Origin of the sequence: Croceivirga sp. JEA036 (assembly GCF_011882165.1) — a bacterium.
GTDB lineage: Bacteria > Bacteroidota > Bacteroidia > Flavobacteriales > Flavobacteriaceae > Croceivirga.
Genome location: NZ_JAATON010000001.1, coordinates 1,141,925 through 1,165,798, shown reverse-complemented (window position 1 = coordinate 1,165,798; position 23,874 = coordinate 1,141,925). Strand labels below are relative to the sequence as shown.

The following is a 23,874-nucleotide window of genomic DNA, read 5'->3' as shown; positions in this document are numbered from 1 at the left end:
AAGTTTTACCTATCAATGGAACACGGGAGCTACCACGGCGGAACTAACAGGATTGTCTGCAGGTTTTTACACGGTAACGATAAGTGGTTTTGCAAGCGGAACAGAAACCCGCACGTATGAGTTAGTTAACCCCCCATTACTCACGGTAGATTTAGGGCAAGACGTAGTATTGTGTAGAGACCAAGGCGTGAGTTACGATATTAGCACAGAAGCAGAAGGCGCCACCTACCAGTGGACGTCCGACACAGGATTTAGCAGCAGCTCGCCCATAGTAGATTTAGACCAAGCCGGTACCTATACCGCCACAGTAAGCACTCCACTAGGTTGTACAGCCAGCGGCACGGTGACCATTACCACGGTAGCGCAAGATATAAGCGCAGAACTAGCACTATCTACCCAAGCCTTTACCGATGAGAGCATCATGGCAGTAGACATCAGTTATCCACTCCCAGACCGTGTAGAATGGATATTACCAGAACAGGCGGAGTTATTGGAGCAAGACCAAGACCAGGTAGCTTTCTTGTTTCAAGAGCCCGGGGAGTATGAGATAGGAATGATTACCTACCGTGGACCATGTACGGCATTCCAATACAAGACTATATTGGTATTAGAAAAAGACCAAACGGTTAGCGGCGAGGGTACGGATGGGTACCAAAAGCGGGTAGATGAGTTTTTAGCTTATCCTAACCCTACCACCGGTAATTTTACAGTAGAAGTAGGGCTAACAGAGGTAGCCAACGTATCGGTTAAGGTATTCAACCTAGCCAACAACCGTGTTATAGCAGCAGAAAAGGTAGGGGGAGAAGATTATTACCAAATGGCAATGGATATCAGCTCTGAACCCGCAGGCATATACGCTGTACTCATAGAAACCCCGTATGGAAAATACCTAAGAAAAGTGATTAAAAACTAATTGATATAAAATAGAACCATTTATCCGTAGTAAAGCGGAAGATTAAAGCAATTAAACCAACCAACTTGAGTAAAACACTAGTACTAATTTTTATGATGTGCTCATCATTTGTTTTTGCGCAAAGCATCAATTTTGACCAGCTAGGTAAAGAAAAATGGCTGCGTTATAATGGTGGTATATCCGCAAATGGTATTTATTATGATGGTACAGCCAATAGGCAACCCTTTACCTATTATTTAAATGGTAACTTAAACTTTAATGTAGCCGGGGTATATAATATTCCATTATCCTTTAGTTATTCTAATCAAGAATTTGATTTTCCCAATCCATTCAAATTTAACCGGTTTAGTTTTCATCCCTCTTACAAATGGATTACAGGTCATTTTGGAGACGTAGCGATGACATTTTCACCATATACACTGGCAGGGCATCAATTTACTGGGGCAGGATTAGAGTTAAATCCAGAAGGGAAATTTAAGATTAGTGCTATGTATGGGCGTTTATTAAGACCTACAGAGTATAATCCAGAAGAACCTCAAGCACAAACAGCATATCAACGAATGGGGTACGGGCTTAAAACATCGTATGAATTTGAATTTGCCCAATTTGGGGCTATAATTTTTAGGGCTAAAGATGATATCAATTCTTTAACCAATCCCATACCTATAGAAACTGGCGTACAACCCAAAGAGAATACGGTAGTATCCTTGGAATCTGACTTTAAATTATTTGACAAAGCAAGGTTGCATTTAGAATATGCTATTTCTGGTATAACAGAAGATACCAGACAAGCTACAACTAGACCAACGGCAGGTATGTTATCCTTTTTGTTAGATGAAAACATTACCACCAATTATTACAACGCAATAAATGCCAATCTAACATACCCGGCAGGGAATGGAACTTTGGGGGTTGGTTACGAGCGTATAGACCCGGAATATAAAACCTTGGGAGCCTATTTCTTTAATAATGATTTGGAAAATATCACCGTTAATGCTTCGCAAACCTTATTCAATGGTAAATTAAATGTTGCTGCCAATGCAGGTTTACAACAAGATAACCTAGATAAAAGTAAGAATACACAGCTACAACGCATTGTAAGCGCCTTTAATGTTGGGTTAAATGCATCGGAAAAAGTGAGTATGAATGCTTCTTACAGTAATTTTCAATCATACACCAACATACGGGACCAGTTTGACTATATCAACCAGGTAGGGCAATTAGATAATGTAGACACCTTAAATTACCGCCAAATTTCACAAAACGCCAATTTTGGATTAAACGTTGCCACCAAAAAAACAGAAGCTAAGCAGCATAATGCAAGTATTAACCTAGTCTATCAAACTTCGGACAATCAACAAGAAGGGGAGACCATAGATGGCGGTAAATCTTCTTTTTACAATGCAGCAATAGCCCATACGTGGGGTTTTATGCCGCATCAACTTAAAATAGCATTGGCAGGTAACGTATCCTACAATACTACTGGTGGTATAGATGATAATATGATTCTAGGCCCTACACTTTCTGTAGGCAAACAGTTTTTTGATAAGCGGTTAAGAACCAATTTATCTTCTAGTTACAATACCTCATTCACCAATGGCAATCAAGACAACTCGGTTTTCAATATTCGCTTTAACAGCGGCTATACTTGGTTTAAAAAGCACAATTTTAATTTTTCAGCTTTATACCTCACTAGAAATAGTAGCACAAGCACCGGGAACGATGTTACCCTTTCTTTAGGCTATACCTATACCTTTGATAATTTTAGGTTAGACCTTAAGTGGAACAAAAGCGAACGGATTAAAAAAGAACGCAACTACGTAAGTTTTAGGTACCGTAACGTTACCTATAGTGGCAGCATAGCAGAAGTAAATACACAATTATCAGATGTATTTAATAGCGAACAGTTTCGTTTTATCCCCGAAAAAGAAAAAGAGGCTTTGATTTTAGATTTAACAATTGTTAAAAAAGAGACCAAAAGTGGTAAGTACAAAGAAAAAGCACTCGATTTCTTGTCTAAACTATATGATTTTAAGGATTTTGAAGAATTGTTTAACCGCAGTTTATTCAATGCAATCCGTAAAACCAAGGCTGAGTTTAACCAGCGCGATTTAAACTTGGAAGAAGACATGGTCTTGGCAAAATCAGATTTAATAAGTCATCCATTGCATGGTAAGGATAGTATTGGTTTACAGATTGAAGAATTAAAGTTATTGCCAGCATACCGTAAATTAAAATTGCATCATAAGGACCGGTTAGAAAAATTGGTGGGTTACCGTTGGATGCAGCAAGATTTAGAAAAATACACCAATGTCTATGCCGTAAAAGGTATGGATGGGCATTTAAAGCGTTTTAAAGACAAGTTTTTTATCAAAGCCAAGGAGACCTTAGAACAGTCTGGAGATGAAAGTATACTAACAGCTTGGTTAGAAAGAGAAATGAACATTTACTATTATAAAAAGTCTTTACAACTGGTAGACCCAGAGGCCTTTATACTAAAATATACCTATAAGAATTAACCTTATGGAAAAGTACAACAACATATTAAGAAGTACGCTAGAATGCAGTAGTAGCTTCTTGGGTAATACCAAGCTAGGATTCATGGCATTGTTATGGGCACTGTTACTGAGTGGTTGGGCAACAAATGCACAAGGCTATCCTGTACAAGTGATACCACAGGTAACCCCCCCGCCGCCCATATACTTATCAGAATATGCAGATGCATCTGTTACCAATGGGCCGTTACGGGTACAATTGTTGTTGAATGATTTTTCTATCTCTAATAGAGAAGTACGGTTACGCATGTATTTTGATGGTAACGGACTTTCTTTTCAAAGCAACCCCATTGTAAATGGTGCAGCACCTCTATTTTTAGATGGTGGAGTGCCTTTAGTTTTAACACAAACGGATTTAGCGCCTTATTTTCAGTTCGAGAATATCAGCGGTGTTTCTGGCAATGCCTACGGTAAAGTATTGGCAGAAGGTTCTTATAGCGTATGTTATGAAGTTATAGACGTGCTCACAGGCAATGTCTTGTCTGCGCGTACCTGTGCTGCAGCTATTGTGTTCCAGAATGAACCTCCTTTGTTGGTAATGCCGTACAACCGTGCCCATGTAGAGGAAAAAAATCCACAAAATATTGTATTTCAATGGACACCGAGGCATCTTAACGTGACCAATGTGGAATACCAGCTAGATATTGTAGAAGTGTGGGATAACCAAGTAGATCCACAGCAAGCATTTTTGTCTTCGCCACCTGTTTTTAGTATTACAACCAATAGTACCAACTACGTTTATGGCCCCGCAGACCCACTCCTATTATCTGGTAAGCGCTATGCTTGGCGGGTAACGGCAAAAGCCTTGCAGGGTACGGAAGAAATAGGGTTATTTAAGAACCAAGGGCACTCAGAAATCTATAGTTTTAGCTACGCAGGGGAGTGTAGTTTACCAGAAGGCGTAACCTATGAAGTTAAAGGTAAGTCTAATGTTAACCTGTATTGGACAGATTTTTCTACTGACGTACCAGAATATACCATACGTTACCGTAAAAAAGAAGGGGAGAACAACGAGTGGTTTTATAGTAAAACTACGAGCAATACAACAACCCTTTGGGATCTTACAGCAGGGACCACCTACGAGTACCAAATTGCCAAAAGTTGTGGTATTGTGGTAAGTGATTTTACCCCTGTAGATGAATTTACCACCGCACTAGAAAATGAAGAAGATAGTTTGTACGAGTGTGGTATAGACCCTAATTTTTCTGTAGAAAACACCAATCCGTTAGCGAGTTTAAGTCCTGGCGAAAGTTTTGTAGCTGGGGATTTTCCGGTCACCGTAGAAACCGCAAGCGGAAGCAACGGTCGTTTTACGGGTACGGGTTTTGTACGTATTCCCTACTTGCGAAATTTAAAAGTGGCGGTAGAATTTACCAATGTGTTGGTAAATACGGACAGCCAGTTAGCAGAGGGTAGTGTACGTACGGTGTATGATTATGAAAATAGCAGTATTTTAGATATCGATGAAGTCATAGATACCATAGACACTATAGCGGAGCAAGTGGGTGAGTTTTTTGAAGGGGATAACGATTTAGACGAAATAACCGTAAACTTCCCTATAGCAGATACCACCGCTATTAAGGTGCAAGACGGTAACGTTGTTATAACCAACCCCGCCAATGGCGCCACCGTTACCGAACCTCTTGGAGACGATATGGTAATTACCGATTCTGAAGGAAACGTGTACCACGTAGATGCAGCAGGTAATGTTACCAAGGGTGGTATTAAAGACTCCGGGGGAATAGTAAATGCAGACAATGTTTCTGGGGTTAATAACAGAGGTGAGATAGAATCTTTAACAGCACCTGGCATAAAAGTAACCTTTAACACCAAGGGCACTTACGGTATGGACCGTATGCCAAGTGGTGCTAATGCTGCCTTAAAAGAAGAGTATACTATAATAAAAGATTATGAAGGCAAAGACTATGTACTAACCCACCATGCGGTAAAAAAAGGTGCAGACACTCAAATTTTAGCAAGCATAGCCGTAACGGGTAATGACTACACTGCAGAAGATCTTATTTTTAAGACCAAACAAGGGGAAACGGTAACCAAAGACGTTGTAAATGGAGAAACCTATTTAAAATTAAATGGGCATTACACCTTAGAGAGTGAGACTATTTATGCCGTAGTTACCTCTAAGCAAGATACTACCAAGCAACTTACCGCAGGGGCGTTTACCCTTTGGCATTTAACGGAGCGCAGTGTAGACGTAGCACTAGTAGCGGTAAATAATGCCCAATTAGATAATTACCAAGATACCATAGACCAAATTTTTAACCAAGGTGTAGCCCAAGTAAATTTTGCAAAGCCTTTACAAATAAGCATAACTGCTGAAGAATTGGGCGGTAGTTTAGATGTTGGGGACAGCCCATTTGCAGCGGCATATAATGCGGAGCAAAAAATGCTAATAAATAAGGTTAAAAATCATCCAGATTACAATAGGGATACCTATTATATTTTGGTGTTTAATGATATACCAGCCTCCACGGGCATTGCCGGCTTTATGCCACTGCAACGCCAATTTGGGTTTGTGTTCTCTGGCTCTGGAGAAAAAGAAGGTAAAGACGGTGATAAGGGTAAAGTATTGGCGCACGAAATGGGTCACGGAATTTTTGCTTTACAGCACCCATTTGCAGCATACGGCAGCGATATGAAAAACGCTACCGATTGGTTAATGGATTACAATAGCGGCACCGGCTTACCTCACATGCATTGGGCACAAATACACAACCCAGACCTTAAATTTTACACCTTCCAAGATGAGGAGGATGGGGAGAGTGTGCTCATTTCTCAAATACCATCTGAGTTTAAAAATCCAAGTCATAATAGTTATACTTTCTTAACAATGGATGGAGGTATTATTACTTTACCAACTACTGTGACTAATGTAGAGTTCACTACAGGATTAGACTTTTTAGATGGATTTGTTGATTATATTCCGGGAGCCTTACTTGGTTTTACTTTAGAGGATGTTAGATATTCTGCAGAACTTTTGAGGGAAAATAAACTTAATGGCGTAATTGTTTCCCCTGATGGGAGTGGAAATGAAACGGAAGAAGAGTTAGATATTTCAGTATCAGATTTAACTTATTCATTTGATGGTTATACAGATGAAAATGGTGAAATTTTTCCTGTAGAAGAATTTAATAAGGAATACCACAATACATACATCACATATATTCCAGGAGCCCAGAAAAAACATCTGGCCCTTGTAAGAAAGGAAGGTCTTGAATATAAAAATCCTGGCTTTTTTAATTTGGTAGAAGATTATTATTCAATCTCCCATTTAGATGAAAATATTCTTAGGACTCAAGAGTTTGATTTTCATATTGAAGGTATGTTCAGAGAACAAAATAACTTAGAATATGTTAAAACTAATACAGTTATTTATGGATCTGATTGGACTGAAAAGCACTTGATTTTGGTTAAGTATGCAGAATTGAACAATGCAAATTCTACAATATTCTGGAAGTATATGTTAGAAAAATACAATATCAATTCTGATGTAAGTCAGTTAGATATTGATACGCTCTTACAAGATTATGTTGAGTTAATCAATTATTTTATTGAAAACAGAAAATCACTTTTAGAGCAATTTTATTATTATGTTGATAATGAGGTTTATGAAACTGTAACGGCAGAATCGAGGTATGAGAATGGTAACACATATGAAGTAGAAGTAAGCGTGTCCAGATTAGGAGATGTAATAAAACAACTTAGTTCTGAACAATTAACAAATCTTGATTATGAGTATAGAGAAAAAGCAATTAAAAAGTTTTTAACTAATCCCAATAAAATTTATGCTAGCGAAGAAAGAAAAGAGGGACTTTTAAGGTTAATAAATTTTACTCCAGACATAAATAAGAGTGAATTGTATCAGTTCTTTAATGAAGTGAATAGCAAAGAATATTTTTGGAAAACTACAGATGTATTATCAGATACAAATTTAACCACATTTATGAATTTGTATACGCAATTAATAAAGGATTACGGTTCAGTAAATGATAGAATAGAAATTTTTGCACAGTTATTAGAATTAGATGAAGATGACTGGGGAATGAGTACTGAAATTATACTTGCTGGGACTTTATATAATCTTGACGAAAGTCAGAGCTCTAAGCAAGGATTATATAGATATTTTAGGGATAATCCACAATTTTTAAAATACGCTTTTGAAACACTTGACAACGTTAATTTAGTAAATCCTTTAGCAGAATTTATTTTAAACATTTCTAGTTGGTCAATAGAAATGGATAACCCTAATGAAGACTTTACGCAGGAAGATTTTAATTATTATGCAAGTTTTGACTTTTCAGATACAGGCAACCCAAATCTACCAGAAATTGCAGAGAATCACCCATACATTCCTTTTACAAGAGCTAACTTTTTCAATTTTACTAAAAGTTGGTTGGATCCAGATTATGATTTAGACACCTCTTTTGATGGAAATGAGATTAATGTACAATTACATTTAGATTTAAAACCTATTATCCGAACAAATTATCATCCATTAGATTATGTTTTAATTCATTTTCAAGAAGATGTGTATCTGCAAGGAACAACCTATGAAAAAGGCCAATCATATTATGTTCCTGCTTTATTTCTACATTGGCTGCATGATAGTATTAGGGATGAGCAAGGTATGGTTGCATTACGAGTTCTTGGAGATGTATTAGCAATAGCAGCAGCGCCATACAGTTTTGGCGGGTCTTTGGCATTTTTAGTTACGGCAGAAAGAACTCTTGCTATGGTAGATATTTATTTTGCTTTAAATAAATACGAATTGGAACAAGAATATGGTCCAGAAGCTTTGGCATATTGGGATGCAGCATACGGTATTTTTCAACTTACGCAATTACCTTCTATAATTAAAGGAGTAGGTTCAGCAGCTAATTCCATGTTTACTTTTGTAGAGAATGTACAGGGAGCAAGATCATTACAAAAATTGATTTTGAATAAAGAATATGTGGACGGAGCTTCAGCTGCTTTTAAAACACTTAGCAATAGTAAAAAGGTCGATTTACTAAATAATATAGACAATTTAATTGCTGCTGTAAAAGCGCAACAACCGTTCGATTTAGTTTCTAGAAGAATAATATTTAGAACCTTAGCAGAATTTAAATTAAAAGTAAGCGCATCTGGCTTCAATACACAATACAATTTAGTAGCAGAAGCTTCTAATACCAGTTTTAAACCAAATTTAATTCTCGTAGGAGATAATGTACAAACAACCCTAGCTAAGATTGATCTAGGTTCTAATAATACTATAAAAATATTTGAGTCTTCAAAATGGTTACCAAATAGTATTAACAATGTGCGAGTAATTGGGAAATTGCAAGATGTTGTATACAATAATGGTTTAAACAAGGGGGCAATAGAAATAGTGGAAAATTCATCCGTTGCTGGACAATTTTTTATTCGCGCAGCGGAGGATGTACCTAATACAAATGGTTTCCTTACCAATCTAGAGGAGGCAGGTTTTACTAATTTAAAAACTCTATTGTCAAACTTTGATAACCCAGAGAAAGTAATAAAATTTGCCAATCAATTTTCAGAATTACCAGAATCTCTTAGACATTTGGATGCAAATCCAATTGCTGCAGAAGCATGGTTTGTTTTAGATGATATAGGAGTAGATGATGCCATCAAATTAGACTTAGATAATCTAGATGAAGTAGCTGAATATATTGGTGGTAGTTATAAAATTTGGAAGGAGAGCCCGGCGGGAATTAATAATAGATTGTGGACCAACTTGGAATTTACAGGTAGCTACTATAAAGTAAACTTCTTAGATAATACAAGTGTTGGTGTAGCGGATTATACGTTTACACAAGGAACAAAAACAATTGAATTTGACTTAAACCTTCCTCCATATTTACAAAGACAAGGAGTAGCTGCTGAAATTTATGCAAATGGTTTAGCCAGACACCCAGAGGTAAGTATTATTAAAGAAGAATATATAGCATCTAGCCGTTATATTGGTGGTGAACCAGCGAATCTGTCTGTGTTCAAAAAATTAATAACAGGAGATAACATTACACCATCAATTTCTCCAGAAGAAGCAGCTTTTTTAACACCTTCAGGTAAAATTATTAAAAGATTAAACTTTGATGCTGCACCTGAAATATTAATTAATACGGCAGATAACGTAACAATCCAATTTAGAAGAGCGGGGGATATAGCTAATTCTATAGAAGAGTTGACCACCAGCTTTAAAAACATCACTGGTATTACAGATGCTACGGCAAATACCTTAGCAGCAAAAAACAAAGCAGCAGATATCTTAACTTTAATAGAGTCTAAAGCCAGTGTAAACGGATTTCCAGTACAGAAACTTGCAGACGATTTAGCCATTGGTACAGATGATTTTATAGATGCTATGTTAGATGCAGAAGACAGCTTTTTTATGGTATGGAAGCAAGTAGCAGACAAAAACGTGCCTAGTAACATAAGTACAAATAAGACATTTATAGACAAGCTTAAAAGCCTGTGTAACTAAAAAAAGGAAAAGATGAAGTTTTTAGTGAACCTAGTAACCGCCTTTGTTTTTGGTATAAGCTTAGCATTTGGGCAAACCAATTGTGACATGGCGGCCAATTTTTTAGACGACTTTGCTGCCGATGCTGATAAACTGGCCACCATAGCGGGGAAACCGGAGTTGGTGGATAGTTGGAATGATCTTTATACAGCTGGAAAAATTCATTTTGCAAAGGATATAGCTGCTTTAGAGAAATATCATAAGTTGAATCCAGACGTAAGGGTTTTATTGATTAAGCTATCTGATGATGTTGATCCTACTAAGAGTTCAATAGCGAATTTTTTTAGTGATATGGATGACGACTTAATCACCGCTCTAAATTCAAAACCTGATTTCGCGAAAGGAGTTGTAGGTCATAAAGAAGGGAATTTGATGACTAAAGATAATTTTACAAATCTAGCAGAGGAATTGGATGATTTTGATGATATTTCTTCGTTAAATAAGCAAAAGTTATATGATGCATATGATAGAAGTGCAGGAATAAACAAGTTTCAAGGGTTTGCGAAGTTGGGTAATGACTTGAATAAAAATATAAAAACTGACTTGATAACTGAAGCAGGAAAATTTAATGAAAGCGGGCATATGGGGGCGTTGCTTAAAGAAAAATTTCCTAGTAAAAGTGATTGGCATAAATATGACGTTTTTGAGGAATTGCCATTAGAAACTACGAATGGATTTATGAAGGGTGATGTTGTCCTTGTCAAGAAAAATGATTTTGGACAAATTGAAGATGTGATAGTCATTGAAAATAAACTAAGCAAAGGAACAGATTTAACGGTAAGACAAACTGAAGGGTTTGGAGCTGTTATAAACACTTCGGATGGTTTGTCAATGAAAGTGAAGTATGAGGTAGTAAATAAAAAGAACGCTAACACTAGAATAGATGCTGGTGTATATCTTACAATTAAGAAGGAGAATTGCTTGAAAATATCAGATCATACAACGGATCAAATCAATACTTTGTCAATTGATGATTTAGAATTTATAACAGAATTTACATTTTAATAATGGCATATTTTGATGTTAAACAGGAGGTGATTGAGAGATTGAAAGAAGCACTATCCGATTTAAACTTTTTTTATGAACCTGAATTGCCAGGTTATTTTGTTTATCAAGAGAAGGAAGGTGTACAGGCATTTTTTTCTTTGAATTTAGGGTCAAAAGTACTACAGCAAACTATTTCACATTTAAGGATTAAGTTATTAGAGGTTGAAAACAAATTGTTAGAATTAGAAAGTTTGCCAAGTTTCTCTATTTCAACTGTTAAAAATCATAAAGTAGGTCATAGTACGATATGTTTAAAAGGTTCTGCCAATCAATCTTTATTAACGCATCAAGTTGATTCGAAGGAGTCATCTGATTTGTTTGTGAAAAATATTAGGACATATATCGTTAATCATGGATTGCCTTTTTATGAAAGGTATTCAACTCTTGAGAATGTTCTTGATAAAATGAAAGAGTTGAGAAGAGAGGGGAAGCTATGGAACGAAATTCTTGACGGAGGCCCTGAATTCTTATTTAAAGGTTTAATAATATCAAAATTGTGTAAGGATACAGAGTTTGATGAACTTCAGTCTTATGTTGAAAAACTAGTTACTGAGCAATTAAAAGATCAAGCTTGGGTAGATGCTTTTGAAAGTATGAAAGTTCTATTATCAAACACTTAAGCCAGGGATTGCACTTTACGTTTAGTAATAATTGCATCAAGAAAAGTAATAATCATTTTTTATCATCATTAGAGCCCCCCCGCTAGCGCTAGTTTGTAACTAGTGCCGTACCGAGTAAGAAGGGTAAAGTACTGGGTAGGAAGTACTAAGTACAAAGTAAAAAATATTGTCTGTATTCGTTATGCTGAACTTGTTTCAGCATCTTAGTGTTGTAGTAATGAGAATTTCTATTTCATAAATTGCTATTGCTGTCTGGTCGAGCGCAGTTGAGACCTCTTAGCAAGTAAAAATTGCCATATCTTATTAAATCCCTTGGTAAATTCCTTTTAGCACTTTACTTCTATCCACGAAAAACGAAAAACGAAAAACGAAAAACGAGCAACGAACAACGAACAACGAACAACGAACAACGAACAACGAACAACGAACAACGAACAACGAACAACGAACAACGAACAACGATTGACCATCAACCCAACACCCAAACAAAACACAACTTTCCGTATTTTTGCAGCCAATTTAGTACAGCAGCAATACAACCATGAAATACAGAAGACTCACTAAAGAGCAGTTAGAGGAGCTACACCAAGAGTTTATCAACTTTTTAGCAACCCAGAGCATCACCGCAACGGAATGGGAGCAATTAAAAAAAGACAAGCCCGCAGTAGCAGAAGAGGAGCTAGATGTGTTTAGCGATTTAATCTGGGAAGGGGTTTTAAACAAGGTTAACTATTTAGAAAACATATCGGAACGCCACATGCATCTGTTTCATTTAGAAGAGAAAGAGATGAAACTGATTTCCGTAAAAGTGATGAATCCAGAAATAGACCTGCGCACCAAAGAAGGTTTTGGTTGGTTTAAAAAGAACTGGCAATCAGACTTTGTAGAATACCTCACCGCATCCAAAGCATACAGCCACGATAAAAATGTAGATAAGTTTGAGCTTATTAAACAAGGGGCGGTCATAACCAAAGGGGAATTGTACCAATGGTTTGATGCTATTATAGAGAACTAAATATTGAAATAAACGGTCGGCTTAGCCCAACTTTGGCAGGGCGGCCATGGCAACTTATATTTGCATTTTAAATACAACTTATGGCCCATAAACCAAGTATACCTAAAGGAACACGCGATTTTTCTCCAGTAGAGGTCGCTAAGCGTAACCACATTATCAAAACCATAAAAAAGCATTTTGAAACCTTTGGGTTTATGCCCATAGAAACACCAAGTTTTGAGAATTCGGATACTCTTTTGGGCAAGTATGGAGAAGAGGGCGACCGTCTGATTTTTAAGATTTTAAATTCGGGCGACTTTATTTCTAAAGTTGATGATGTAACGTACAGCTCTAAAAATAGCAGTACCATAGCACCTAAAATTACGGAGAAAGCCCTGCGGTACGACCTTACGGTACCGTTTGCGCGGTATGTGGTAATGCACCAGAACGAGATAGATTTTCCGTTTAAGCGCTACCAGGTACAGCCGGTTTGGCGGGCAGATAGACCGCAAAAAGGTAGGTTTAGGGAGTTTTACCAGTGCGATGCCGATGTGGTGGGTGCCAACAGCCTGCTACAAGAGGTGGAGTTTGTACAGTTGTACGATGCTGTTTTTACAGATTTAGGGCTTACGGGTACTACCATTAAACTAAACAACCGAAAAGTGTTGTCTGGTATAGCGGAGGTTATTGGTGCGCAACACCTACTGGTAGATTTTACCGTGGCTTTGGATAAGTTAGATAAGATTGGTGAAGAAAAAGTAAAAGAAGAAATGTTGGCCAAAGGCATTTCCGCCGCTGCAATTGCCAAGGCACAACCGCTCTTTAATATGCAAGGTTCCGTGGCGGAGCAATTAGACCAACTTAAAGATTTGTTGGTAACTTCTGAAGTGGGGATGAAAGGTGTGGCAGAGCTAGACGAGATCCTGGAAACCGTGACCGAGTTAGGGCTTAAGTCTGCCAAGCTAGAACTAGATGTTACCCTGGCCCGTGGATTAAATTACTATACGGGAGCTATTTTTGAAGTAGCTGCACCAGAAGGCGTAAAAATGGGGTCTATTGGTGGCGGTGGCCGCTATGACGACCTTACCGGGATTTTTGGACTTAAAGATGTGAGTGGCGTTGGTATTTCTTTTGGTCTAGACCGTATTTATCTGGTGTTAGAAGAGCTGGATTTGTTTCCAAAAGCCATGGAGCAGTCTTTAGATGTATTATGCCTAAATTTTGGGCAAAAAGAAGGTCGTGCCGCATTGCGTTTGGTTACCGCACTGCGTAGTCATGGCTTGCGTGCAGATTTGTATCCGTCTGCAACCAAAATGCAAAAACAATTTAAATATGCGGATAAGCGCAATGTGCCGTATGTTATTCTTTTGGGTGAAAGTGAAATTACCCAAGGTGAATTTACCGTAAAAGACATGGCCAAAGGCGAGCAAACTAACTATAGCCTTACCGATTTGGAAGCTTTTGTTACTAAGGTGAAGCAGCAGTAATTTGTTGTCAGGGAGAGCGTAGTCGAGACTTTTTTTAGTTAAAGGTAGTAAGTACGAAGTATTAAGTATTAAGTGGTCTGTATTCGTCTTGCTGAACTTGTTTCAGCATCTCGTTTTAGGGAAATTTATGGTGTCATTTCGATAAGAAAAGCGAAGCTTTTACTGAGAAATCTGTTTGGAAGTAACAAGGACGAAGTACAAAGTATTAAGTGGTCTGTATTCGTCATGCTAACCTTGTTTCAGCATCTTGTTTCTAAAGAATTTAATGTGTCATTTCGATAGAATGGCTAAGCTTTGACCGAGAAATCTGTTTGGAAGTAACAAGAACGAAGTGCAAAGTATTAGGTGTCGTCTGTATCCGTCATGCTGAACTTGTTTCAGCATCTCGTTTTATGGAAATTTATGGTGTCATTTCGAAAGAAAAGCGAAACTTTAACTGAGAAATCTGTTTAAAAAACGAATACAGGTGCTCCCTTTAGTAAGGGGAGCTGTCCGAAGGACTGAGGGGTCTATTTTGTAGTTAGAAGTGATTAGTTAAAAGTAAAAAGTACGAAGTATTAAGTAGTAAGTGGTTTGTATTCGTCATGCTGAACTTGTTTCAGCATCTCGTTTTAGAGAAATTTAGGCTGTCATTTCGATAAGAAAAGCGAAGCTTTGACTGAGAAATCTGTGTAGAATACGAATATAGGTGCTCCCTTTAGTAAGGGGAGCTGTCCGAAGGACTGAGGGGTCTGTTTTGTAGTTAGAAGTGATTAGTTAAAAGTAAAAAGTACGAAGTAGAAAGTATTAAGTGGTCTGTATTCGCCATGCTGAACTTGTTTCAGCATCTCGTTTTAGGGAAATTTATGGTGTCATTTTGATAAGAAAAGCGAAGCTTTGACTAAGAAATCTTTTTAGAAGTGCAAAGTAAAAAATACAGAGGACGTATTTCCTCCAATGTCTTAATAAATTTAATTTCTTATCTATAAACGAAAAACGAACAACGAAAAACGAAAAACGAAAAACGAACAACGAACAACGAACAACTATCGTTTAAGTCGAGCCTGTATTTCTTTACAAATCAGCTTATAATAATCGGAGCCATGCGGCACGTAGGCATTCGTCTGAGCAAGACCCCATGTTTCTTCTGCAAACCTCAAGAGCGGTTTTAATTGTAACGCTTCAACCTCAGATTCTTGTTTGGTCAATTGGGTTAGGGGTACGGTAAGCGCACATAAATACACCTGGTGAAATTCGTTATCCTGTATGCCATTAGAATGGGTATGCATCGCTTTTACAACGGCAATTTTCTCTAACTGTTCAGGTTTAATCGTTAATCCAATCTCCTCTAAAACTTCCCGCACAGCGGCAATCTCATACGCTTCGCCTGCGGCAATATGCCCTGCAACGGAAACATCCCAAAGTAGGGGATGGGTGGCCTTGTTTTTTCCACGTTGTTGTAGCAAAACTTCACCTCGGTTGGTATAAAACCATACATGTACCGTAGGGTGGAAAAGTCCACGTTGGTGCGCTTTGGACTTAAGCAAAACGGTTCCCGTTGGGGAACCGTTTTCATGCAATATATCTATCAATTCGTCCATAAAAGACTACTCAAAATAACTAAAGGTTTCCCCGTCTTTAATGTTCAATAGGGTTTCGTAAATCAGTTTTATCACGTTTTCTACATCGTCTCTATGCACCATTTCTACCGTGGTATGCATATAGCGTAAGGGTAGGGAGATTAATGCAGAAGCCACACCACCATTACTATAGGCAAACGCATCGGTATCCGTACCGGTATATCTAGAAGAAGCTTGTCTTTGGAACGGGATATTCTTTTCTTCCGCAGTGTCTAAAATTAAATCGCGCAACTTCTGTTGTACCGCAGGCGCATAGGAAACTACAGGGCCTTTGCCAATATGGGTTTCGCCTTGGGTTTTCTTGTCAATCATTGGGGTAGTGGTATCGTGTGTTACATCTGTAACTATAGCCACATTAGGTTTAATGCGTTGGGTAATCATTTCTGCACCACGCAAGCCTATCTCTTCTTGTACGGAGTTGGTTATGTACAATCCAAAAGGTAGTTTTTTCCCATTTTCGTGTAACAAACGAGCCACCTCTGCAATCATAAATCCGCCAGCACGGTTATCAATGGCCCGGCACACAAATTTATCATTGTTCAGCACTTGAAATTCATCTGGGTAGGTAATTACACAACCCACGTGTACGCCCATTTTTTCTACCTCCTCTTTGTCTTTTGCACCTATATCTATAAATATATTATCAACTTTTGGGGCTTCTTCTTTTTCGTTTTTACGAGTGTGGATGGCCGGCCAACCAAAAACGCCTTTTACAATTCCGTTTTTGGTATGGATATTTACCCATTTAGATGGAGCAATTTGGTGGTCACTACCGCCATTTCTAATCACATAAATAAGACCATTATCGGTAATGTAATTTACGTACCAAGATATTTCATCAGAATGGCCTTCTATAACCACCTTGTATTTTGCGTCTGGATTTATAACCGCAACAGCAGTACCGTAGGTATCTGTGATAAACTCATCTACGTACGGCTTTAGGTAATCCATCCATATTTTTTGCCCTTCCCATTCGTAACCGGTAGGGGAAGCATTATTTAGATATTTCTCAAAAAATGCTAACGACTTTTCGGTAAGTATGCTTTTCTCTGCCATAGTTTTAAATTTCAATACAAACTTAGCAATTTAAAGAGGATTTAATAATACACGCTGTTTCTAATCGTTACCTTTGGTAAGGTTTTTGTATTATTTTTTATATGAAAAAGTTAGTACCAATTATCGCATTGTTCTATGGAATGTTCCTTTTTGCACAGCAGAAAGAAATAGACTCCACAGAATATTATGTGCGTATGCAAGGAGACACTACGTGGTTAGGAACCATTGCATTAGACGATGTGTATATTTTTGGTAAGCTAAAGTTTGATGATAAAAAAGAGCGTTTACGGTACTATATTTTAAGACGAAAAACAATAAAGGTCTATCCGTACGCTAAACTAGCTGCGGAACGCTTGGTAGAACTAAACGATAGTTTGGGAAAGATTACCAAAAAGAGACATAAAAAGAAATATACCAAAGAAGTACAAAAATATATTGAAGGCGAATTTTCTGCGGAGTTAAAAAAACTAACCCGTACAGAAGGGCAGATTTTAGTAAAGCTCATCCATAGGCAAACAGGTAGTACCGCGTTTGATTTGGTTAAAGAACTCCGCAACGGTTGGCGCGCTTTCTGGTACAATACCACAGCAAGTGCTTTTAATATTAGCTTAAAAGAAGAATTTATACCGGAAGAAAGGCACGAGGATTACCTTATTGAAGATATTCTACAACGGGCTTTTGCGGCTAATCAACTTAAAAGACAAAAATCTGTGTTGGACTATGATTATGCTGAACTTAGCAATAAGTGGAAAAACGCGCCCAAACCTACCGAAAGCAACTAGGATTTAGGTTTTTTGCCAAAAACAGCATCCATTACTATTTGCACAGACCTAAAACCCATGTATACAGCTGTAATAGCTAAAATTACACCCACAATTAATACAGGGATGTAAAACGGGTGACCTGTATTTTTAAAAGCTTGATATAGCACAAAGGGAGCTAAAAACATAAGACCTACTGTTTTTAAGAATGATTTTAACCCTTTTACCAATAAATCCTTATCTGTTCTTCTCATCCTGCAAAGTTACGGAAGCTATGGTTAGAATTTAAAATTGTATGTGACGCTAGGTACTAATCCAAAAATAGCAGTTCGTGTAGCTTCATTACGGCCGTTATCCTCATTTCTACTAAAGTTAATGGATGCCGCATTACGCCTGTTGTATACATTGTAAATGCTAAAAACCCACTCGCCCTGTAATTTTCTATTCTTGTTTTTTCTTGGGGTTAAGGTAGCAGAAAGGTCCAACCGATGGTAGCTGGGTAAGCGGGTTTGATTACGCTCTCCATAGATAGGGATAACTAAACCTTGTTGTTGAAATTGCCCTATTGGAAAATTGGTGGGTTGCCCCGTTTGAAATATAAAGTTAGAACCAAAAGACCATTTATCATTATATTGATAATTGGCATTTAAAGAAAGGTCGTGTGTTTTGTCATAAGCAGTAGGGTACCAGTTACCATTATTAATACCAGTTTCAACAGCTGTTCTTCCTTGTGCACGTTGCTCAGAACGAGAAAGGGTATAAGACAACCAACCGGTTAAATCGCCCTCATTTTTTCTAAATAAAAATTCTAATCCATACGCCCTTGCGTCTCCATTTAGGATTACGCGTTCAATAGCGTTATTTGCAATTAAGTCTGCCCCATCTATATAATCTATACGGTTTTGTATGTCTTTATAAAAACCTTCTACTTCTAAGGTGTAATCTCCTTCATTAATCGTTCTAAAATACCCTATAGCAAATTGGTCTAACAATTGGGGGTCTACAAACGGTCCACTAGGGGTCCATACATCTAAAGGGGTAGGTGAGCTGGTATTAGATAATAAATGCAAGTATTGTGCTAAGCGTGTGTAACTGGTTTTTATAGAGGATTGCTCATTGAGCGTATAAGCTAAAGAAAATCTAGGTTCAAAATTGGTGAATTTGGACAAACTGCCACCTCTGCCTGGTGTTAAGGTATCTATAGGAGTGGCTTCTTTGTATATGCCTTGACGCTCATCAAACACAACAGCATGGTCATTTTCATAAACAAAGAATTCATCTTGCCCCATACGGTTAAAATGGCTGACCCGCAAACCATAGTTAAGAGATAAGTTAGTAGTGATTTGATGTTCTATATCTATATAACCCGCAGTTTCGTTTGCATATTTTTTGGTTAACTGGTCTTCTATAATACCAGAATCTGGATTGTTTGGTGCTATTTCTCCTGGATTAAAAACATAATAAATATTATTTAATCCGTAGTTGATTTGTAGGTTATTGTTTAAGTAATGTTTTAAATCGTATTTCACATTAAAATTCTGTATGCCAGAATCCCATTCAAACCCAACAAAATCTAGTTCTAGGCCATAATAATAGTCAGAATAGATTAAAGATAAGTTAGAAAACAGCTTATCACTGAACAAATGATTCCAACGCAGATTACCTACAGCATTACCATATACATTGATAAAACTTTCATTAATGCTAAATAAATCCCTGCCAAAGTAGCCAGAAAGGTAAAGGCTATTATTATCATTAATACGATGGTTTATCTTGGTATTAACATCATAGAAGTAGGCTTTATTGTTAATATCAAACAGCGGTAAAAATAAATGCGCATAAGAAGAACGACCGCCAATTAAAAAGGCAGTTTTGTCTTTTTTGATAGGACCTTCTAGTAATAATCGACTTGCTACGGCACCAATACCACCACTTACTTTAAATTCTTTGCTATTGCCTTCTTTTTGATAAATATCTAATACAGAAGAAACACGACCGCCATAGCGCGCTGGGATACCTCCTTTGTATAATTTTAAGTCTTTAATAGCATCGGGATTAAATACCGAGAAAAACCCGAATAAATGCGAAGAGTTAAATACAGTTGCCTCATCTAACAGAATTAGGTTTTGGTCTACTGCACCACCTCTTACATTAAAACCAGAAGCACCTTCACCAGCATTAGTTACCCCTGGGAGTAAAACTAAAGATTTAATAACGTCTGCTTCTCCCAGAACAACAGGTACTTTTTTAATGGTAGCTGCGGATAAAGTGTTAACACTCATTTGGGGTTTACGGACATCCATGCGTTCTACATCTTCTGATACAATAACCTCTGCCAATTGCTCTGCCTCTTCTGTAAGGGAAAAGTCCATCTTGGTATTTTTAGATAGTTCCAAGGTTAAGTATTCTTCTTTAAACCCCATGTAAGACACTATAACATCGTAACTACCGTTAGGGAGTGTTAGGGAATAAAAGCCATATTCATTGGTAACCGTACCCGTATTTAGACTTGGCACTGCAACGGTGACACCAATTAAAGTTTCATTGCTACTCGCTTCTTTAATGACACCACTTAACGTATATTTTTCTTGCGCCGTGAGTGAGTAAAAAGAAGTAAAAAGTATAAAGACAAAAAGAAAATTATGGTTGGCTTTACGATTTCTGATACGCATAGAAGGGGTTTGCATTATTGAACTCGGATTAAGGCTACCTCAGCTTCACTTATGGCAAAATAGCCAAATGCATAATTTTCTGGATTGGTAGTATTATAAAAATTGCCACGAACATTTGCTGGTGGTATGCCAAAGCCGCCGCTCCCATCTTCTCCTGATTGGGTTAAAATTTGTTCTGTATAATCTGCAAAATCTTTATCTATTCCTAACAGAGTTATCGTCAACAAGTCTCCAGGTTCCACTTCTTCATAGTAATAAGAAAATCTTAAACCTTCGTCTATGTAATATTCATCGTCTGTTACTAGAAAATTGTTAAAACCGAAGGCAAATAAATAATAATTACGTTCCCCAATAACATCAGAAAAATCTACAATTACTTCGGTTTCCTCTTCCTCATCAAACAGGTAGCCATCTCCTTGGGTAACACTATTAATGGTGCCCGTACGCATCAGTTGCGTTGTTGCTTCATAGGTTTCGCCCTGGTATACTACACGGAGTGTGTATTCTGCATTAAATTCTAAATTAGGAATACCGTCTCTAAAAACTCCAGGTTCGTTTTCAGTTAGAGGATAAGAGGTCTTCATACTTTCATCAATTAGGGCAACTTCGGCACCGCTAGCAATAGGAACTTCTTCATCAAAGAAAGCAGTAGTTAGCGTTAGTTTTACTTCGCCTATAGTAACGGGTTCTCCATCGTTATCATTATAGCCAATAATAGCATCTATGACCAATCTAGGTTCAGTAGTTTCTAAATCTACATCTATGGTGTCCTCACAGGCTACTAAGCAGAACGCTAGAAAGAGGATTGGAGTGATTTTTTTAATAATCATGGGTAACTAAATTGCTGCCTAAATTAACTAAAGGAAGCCATAGTTACCCATGATTAACACTTATTTAAAGCATAAAATGCTTATAACTTTGCTAGAATGCTGTTTAATGTAGCACTTGGTCGCATTGCTGCAGCGGCTTGTTCATTATTTGGCAAGTAATAACCTCCAATATTTATCGTTTTACCCTGAGCAGCCAATAACTCTTGATGAATGGTAGCTTCTTGCGCTGTCAACTCCTCCGCAATCGGAGAGAATAGGCTTTTTAAAGTTTCATTTTTATCTTGAATAGCTAGCTCTTGTGCCCAATATAACGAAAGGTAAAAATGACTGCCTCTAGTGTCCAATTCGTTAACTTTTCTAGAAGGTGATTTATCATTCTCCAAGAACTTTTCTGTAGCCTTATCTAAAGTATCTGCTAATACCAATGCTTTTTCATTGTTATTTTTTTCGCCATAATGTTCTAAAGAAACACCAAGCGCTAAAAATTCGCCCAAAGAGTCCCATCGTAAGTGGCCTTCTTCCATAAATTGTTCCACATGTTTAGGAGCAGAACCACCAGCACCAGTTTCAAACAAACCACCACCATTCATTAAAGGAACAATGGAAAGCATTTTTGCGCTAGTACCTACTTCTAAAATTGGAAACAAATCTGTTAAATAATCCCTTAAAACATTACCAGAAACAGAGATGGTATCTTTACCTTCTTTCATGCGTTTAAGCGTGAATTTGGTAGCCTCTAATGGCGATAGAATATGAATCTCTAACCCAGAAGTATCATGCTCTGGTAGGTATTGGTTCACTTTTTTAATAAGCTCAGCATCATGAGCTCTATTTTCATCTAACCAAAAAACAGCTGGCCAATTGGTGGCTCTAGCTCTAGTAACCGCCAATTTTACCCAGTCTTTTACAGGCTCATCTTTTACTTGGCACATTCTCCAAATATCACCTGCTTCTACAGCGTGCTCTGTAAGTACGTTACCTGTTGTTGTATCTATTACTTGAACGGTACCTGCTTCTGCTAGCTCAAATGTTTTATCATGAGAACCGTATTCTTCTGCCTTTTGTGCCATTAGGCCTACGTTGGGCACTGTACCCATAGTAGTAGGATCAAACGCTCCATTTTCTTTACAAAATTCGATTGTAGCTTGGTACACGGCTGCGTAGCTGCTATCAGGAATTATAGCTTTAGTATCTTGCAACTCTCCTGCCTTATTCCACATTTTACCGCTATTCCTAATCATAGCAGGCATAGATGCATCAATAATAATATCAGAAGGCACGTGTAGATTGGTAATCCCTTTATCAGAATTTACCATGGCTAAATCGGGTCCATTTTCGATAGCGCTTGTAATCGCATTTTCAATAGCTTTTTGTTGGTCTTCTGGCAGTTTTTCTAGTTTATCAAACAAACTCTCTAAACCATCATTTGGAGAAATACCGGCTTCTTTAAAACTATCTTGATATTGTGCAAAAACATCTGAAAAGAAGGCTTCTACAGCATGACCAAAGATAATTGGGTCACTCACCTTCATCATGGTCGCTTTAAGATGAAGGGATAACAATAATCCTTTTTCCTTTGCGTCTGCAATTTCTTGCTTTAAAAAGCTTACCAATGCCGCCTTACTCATTACGGTAGCATCTATGATTTCCTTGTCTAAAATGGAAAGGTTATCCTTTAGAACAGTTGTACCATTGCTATTTTTTAATACAATTTGTACAGTGGTTGCACTTTCTAAGGTTGTAGACTGCTCATTAGACCTGAAGTCTCCTTGCCCCATAGTGGCAACGTGAGTAGCAGAATCACTACTCCATGCGCCCATTTTGTGTGGGTTCTTTTTGGCATAATTTTTTACTGCCTTAGGAGCTCTACGGTCAGAGTTTCCTTCCCTAAGAACAGGATTAACAGCACTACCTTTAATTTTGTCATAGCGAGACTTTATGTCTTTTTCTTCAGCGGTTTTAGGTGCTGCAGGGTAGTCTGGCAGTGCAAATCCCTTTTGTTGCAATTCCTCTATAGCCTCTGTAAGCTGTGGAATTGAAGCACTGATATTAGGAAGTTTAATTATGTTAGCTTCTGGTGTTTTAGCAATAGCACCAAGGCTAGCTAAATCATCAGAAATGCGTTGGTCTTCTTTTAAAAACTCAGGAAAAGCAGAAATAATTCTACCTGCCAAGGAAATATCCATGGTTTCAATTTGAATATCGGCAGATTTAGTAAAAGCTTTTACGATTGGAAGAAATGATTGGGTTGCTAAAGCGGGAGCTTCGTCAGTTTTAGTGTAGAGTATTTTTGCCATTTAAAATATTTTAATTTTAAGCGGAGCAAATATACGATTTTAACACCTTGTAAAATGCTGCGAAATCCCTAAAAATATGGTACAAAAGCTGCTATAAATGTTAAAAGCCATGTTAATGTATAATACTTTAACATGGCTTTTTAGAAAACACTTTACCATAGTATTACGGTCCTGGTAAGAGCCATAGCACTTTTGGTGTGTATTTCTACGTTTTTAGGTATTGATATGCGTTGTTAGATTGCTGTTATCAATACTGTTGCAGCTCACCTAACTCTGTCAAAACATGTCTTTACCCGACTTGTCTGCACACAAAGTAAATAACTAATTAATTGTAGTAATTCAATTACTTTTTAGAATGTGATTAACACCTCAGGCATTCTTTATAAGCTGAACATCATTTAAATAAAAGAACGTGAACTTTTAATAAAATGTAAGGCTATATCCTTAACAACTATACTAATGTACTAATTAATTTAATGCAA

At 37.4% G+C, this 23,874-nt stretch carries 14 protein-coding genes; 8 read left to right on the top strand and 6 right to left on the bottom strand.

All coding sequences use genetic code 11. From position 1 onward, the window contains the following. The 7 genes from HCO57_RS04840 to hisS all read left to right on the top strand — a co-directional run. Positions 1-913 (top strand): T9SS type A sorting domain-containing protein (locus tag HCO57_RS04840; protein ID WP_167988079.1); only part of this gene is annotated, 913 nt, incomplete at its 5' end. A gap of 65 nt (positions 914-978) precedes the next feature. Then, positions 979-3,432 carry a hypothetical protein gene (locus HCO57_RS04835; RefSeq protein ID WP_167988078.1) on the top strand — a complete coding sequence of 818 codons (2,454 nt, stop codon included), beginning with the start codon at positions 979-981 and terminating at the stop codon, positions 3,430-3,432. Positions 3,433-3,436: 4 nt separating this feature from the next. After that, positions 3,437-9,970 (top strand): fibronectin type III domain-containing protein, encoded by a 6,534-nt coding sequence (locus tag HCO57_RS04830; RefSeq protein WP_167988077.1) that lies wholly within the window; start codon positions 3,437-3,439, stop codon positions 9,968-9,970. 12 nt (positions 9,971-9,982) lie between these two features. Next, on the top strand, positions 9,983-11,014 hold the full coding sequence (locus tag HCO57_RS04825) for a hypothetical protein (protein ID WP_167988076.1): 1,032 nt from the start codon (positions 9,983-9,985) through the stop codon (positions 11,012-11,014). 2 nt (positions 11,015-11,016) lie between these two features. Continuing rightward, positions 11,017-11,676, top strand: coding sequence for a hypothetical protein (locus HCO57_RS04820; RefSeq protein ID WP_167988075.1), 660 nt, complete (start codon positions 11,017-11,019; stop codon positions 11,674-11,676). Positions 11,677-12,217: 541 nt separating this feature from the next. After that, positions 12,218-12,691 carry a DUF6495 family protein gene (locus HCO57_RS04815; RefSeq protein WP_167988074.1) on the top strand — a complete coding sequence of 158 codons (474 nt, stop codon included), beginning with the start codon at positions 12,218-12,220 and terminating at the stop codon, positions 12,689-12,691. Positions 12,692-12,771: 80 nt separating this feature from the next. After that, on the top strand, positions 12,772-14,157 hold the full coding sequence (gene hisS / locus HCO57_RS04810) for a histidine--tRNA ligase (RefSeq protein ID WP_167988073.1): 1,386 nt from the start codon (positions 12,772-12,774) through the stop codon (positions 14,155-14,157). Positions 14,158-15,182: 1,025 nt separating this feature from the next. On the opposite strand, the gene HCO57_RS04805 is transcribed toward hisS, so the two are convergent. Both HCO57_RS04805 and HCO57_RS04800 read right to left on the bottom strand, forming a co-directional pair. Beyond that, positions 15,183-15,737 (bottom strand): NUDIX hydrolase, encoded by a 555-nt coding sequence (locus tag HCO57_RS04805; RefSeq protein ID WP_167988072.1) that lies wholly within the window; start codon positions 15,735-15,737, stop codon positions 15,183-15,185. A 6-nt stretch (positions 15,738-15,743) separates the two neighbouring features. Further along, positions 15,744-16,832 carry a M42 family metallopeptidase gene (locus HCO57_RS04800; RefSeq protein WP_010517975.1) on the bottom strand — a complete coding sequence of 363 codons (1,089 nt, stop codon included), beginning with the start codon at positions 16,830-16,832 and terminating at the stop codon, positions 15,744-15,746. A 101-nt stretch (positions 16,833-16,933) separates the two neighbouring features. Here HCO57_RS04800 and HCO57_RS04795 point away from each other — a divergent pair, with 101 nt between their 5' ends. Then, positions 16,934-17,614, top strand: a complete 681-nt coding sequence (locus HCO57_RS04795) for a DUF4294 domain-containing protein (protein WP_167988071.1) — start codon at positions 16,934-16,936, stop codon at positions 17,612-17,614. Here the strand turns inward: HCO57_RS04795 and HCO57_RS04790 are convergent. From HCO57_RS04790 to HCO57_RS04775, 4 genes are all read right to left on the bottom strand, one after another. Next, entirely contained in the window at positions 17,611-17,847 is a 237-nt protein-coding gene (locus tag HCO57_RS04790; RefSeq protein WP_167988070.1) for a DUF6095 family protein, read from the bottom strand. The genes HCO57_RS04795 and HCO57_RS04790 overlap by 4 nt on opposite strands. Before the next feature lie 24 nt (positions 17,848-17,871). Continuing rightward, complete coding sequence (locus tag HCO57_RS04785) at positions 17,872-20,265, bottom strand: TonB-dependent receptor (RefSeq protein WP_167988069.1); 2,394 nt, start codon at positions 20,263-20,265, stop codon at positions 17,872-17,874. Between the two features lie 14 nt (positions 20,266-20,279). Beyond that, entirely contained in the window at positions 20,280-21,095 is an 816-nt protein-coding gene (locus HCO57_RS04780) for a DUF4249 family protein (RefSeq protein WP_167988068.1), read from the bottom strand. A gap of 80 nt (positions 21,096-21,175) precedes the next feature. Continuing rightward, positions 21,176-23,392, bottom strand: coding sequence for an NADP-dependent isocitrate dehydrogenase (locus tag HCO57_RS04775; protein WP_167988067.1), 2,217 nt, complete (start codon positions 23,390-23,392; stop codon positions 21,176-21,178). Positions 23,393-23,874: the final 482 nt, after the last annotated feature.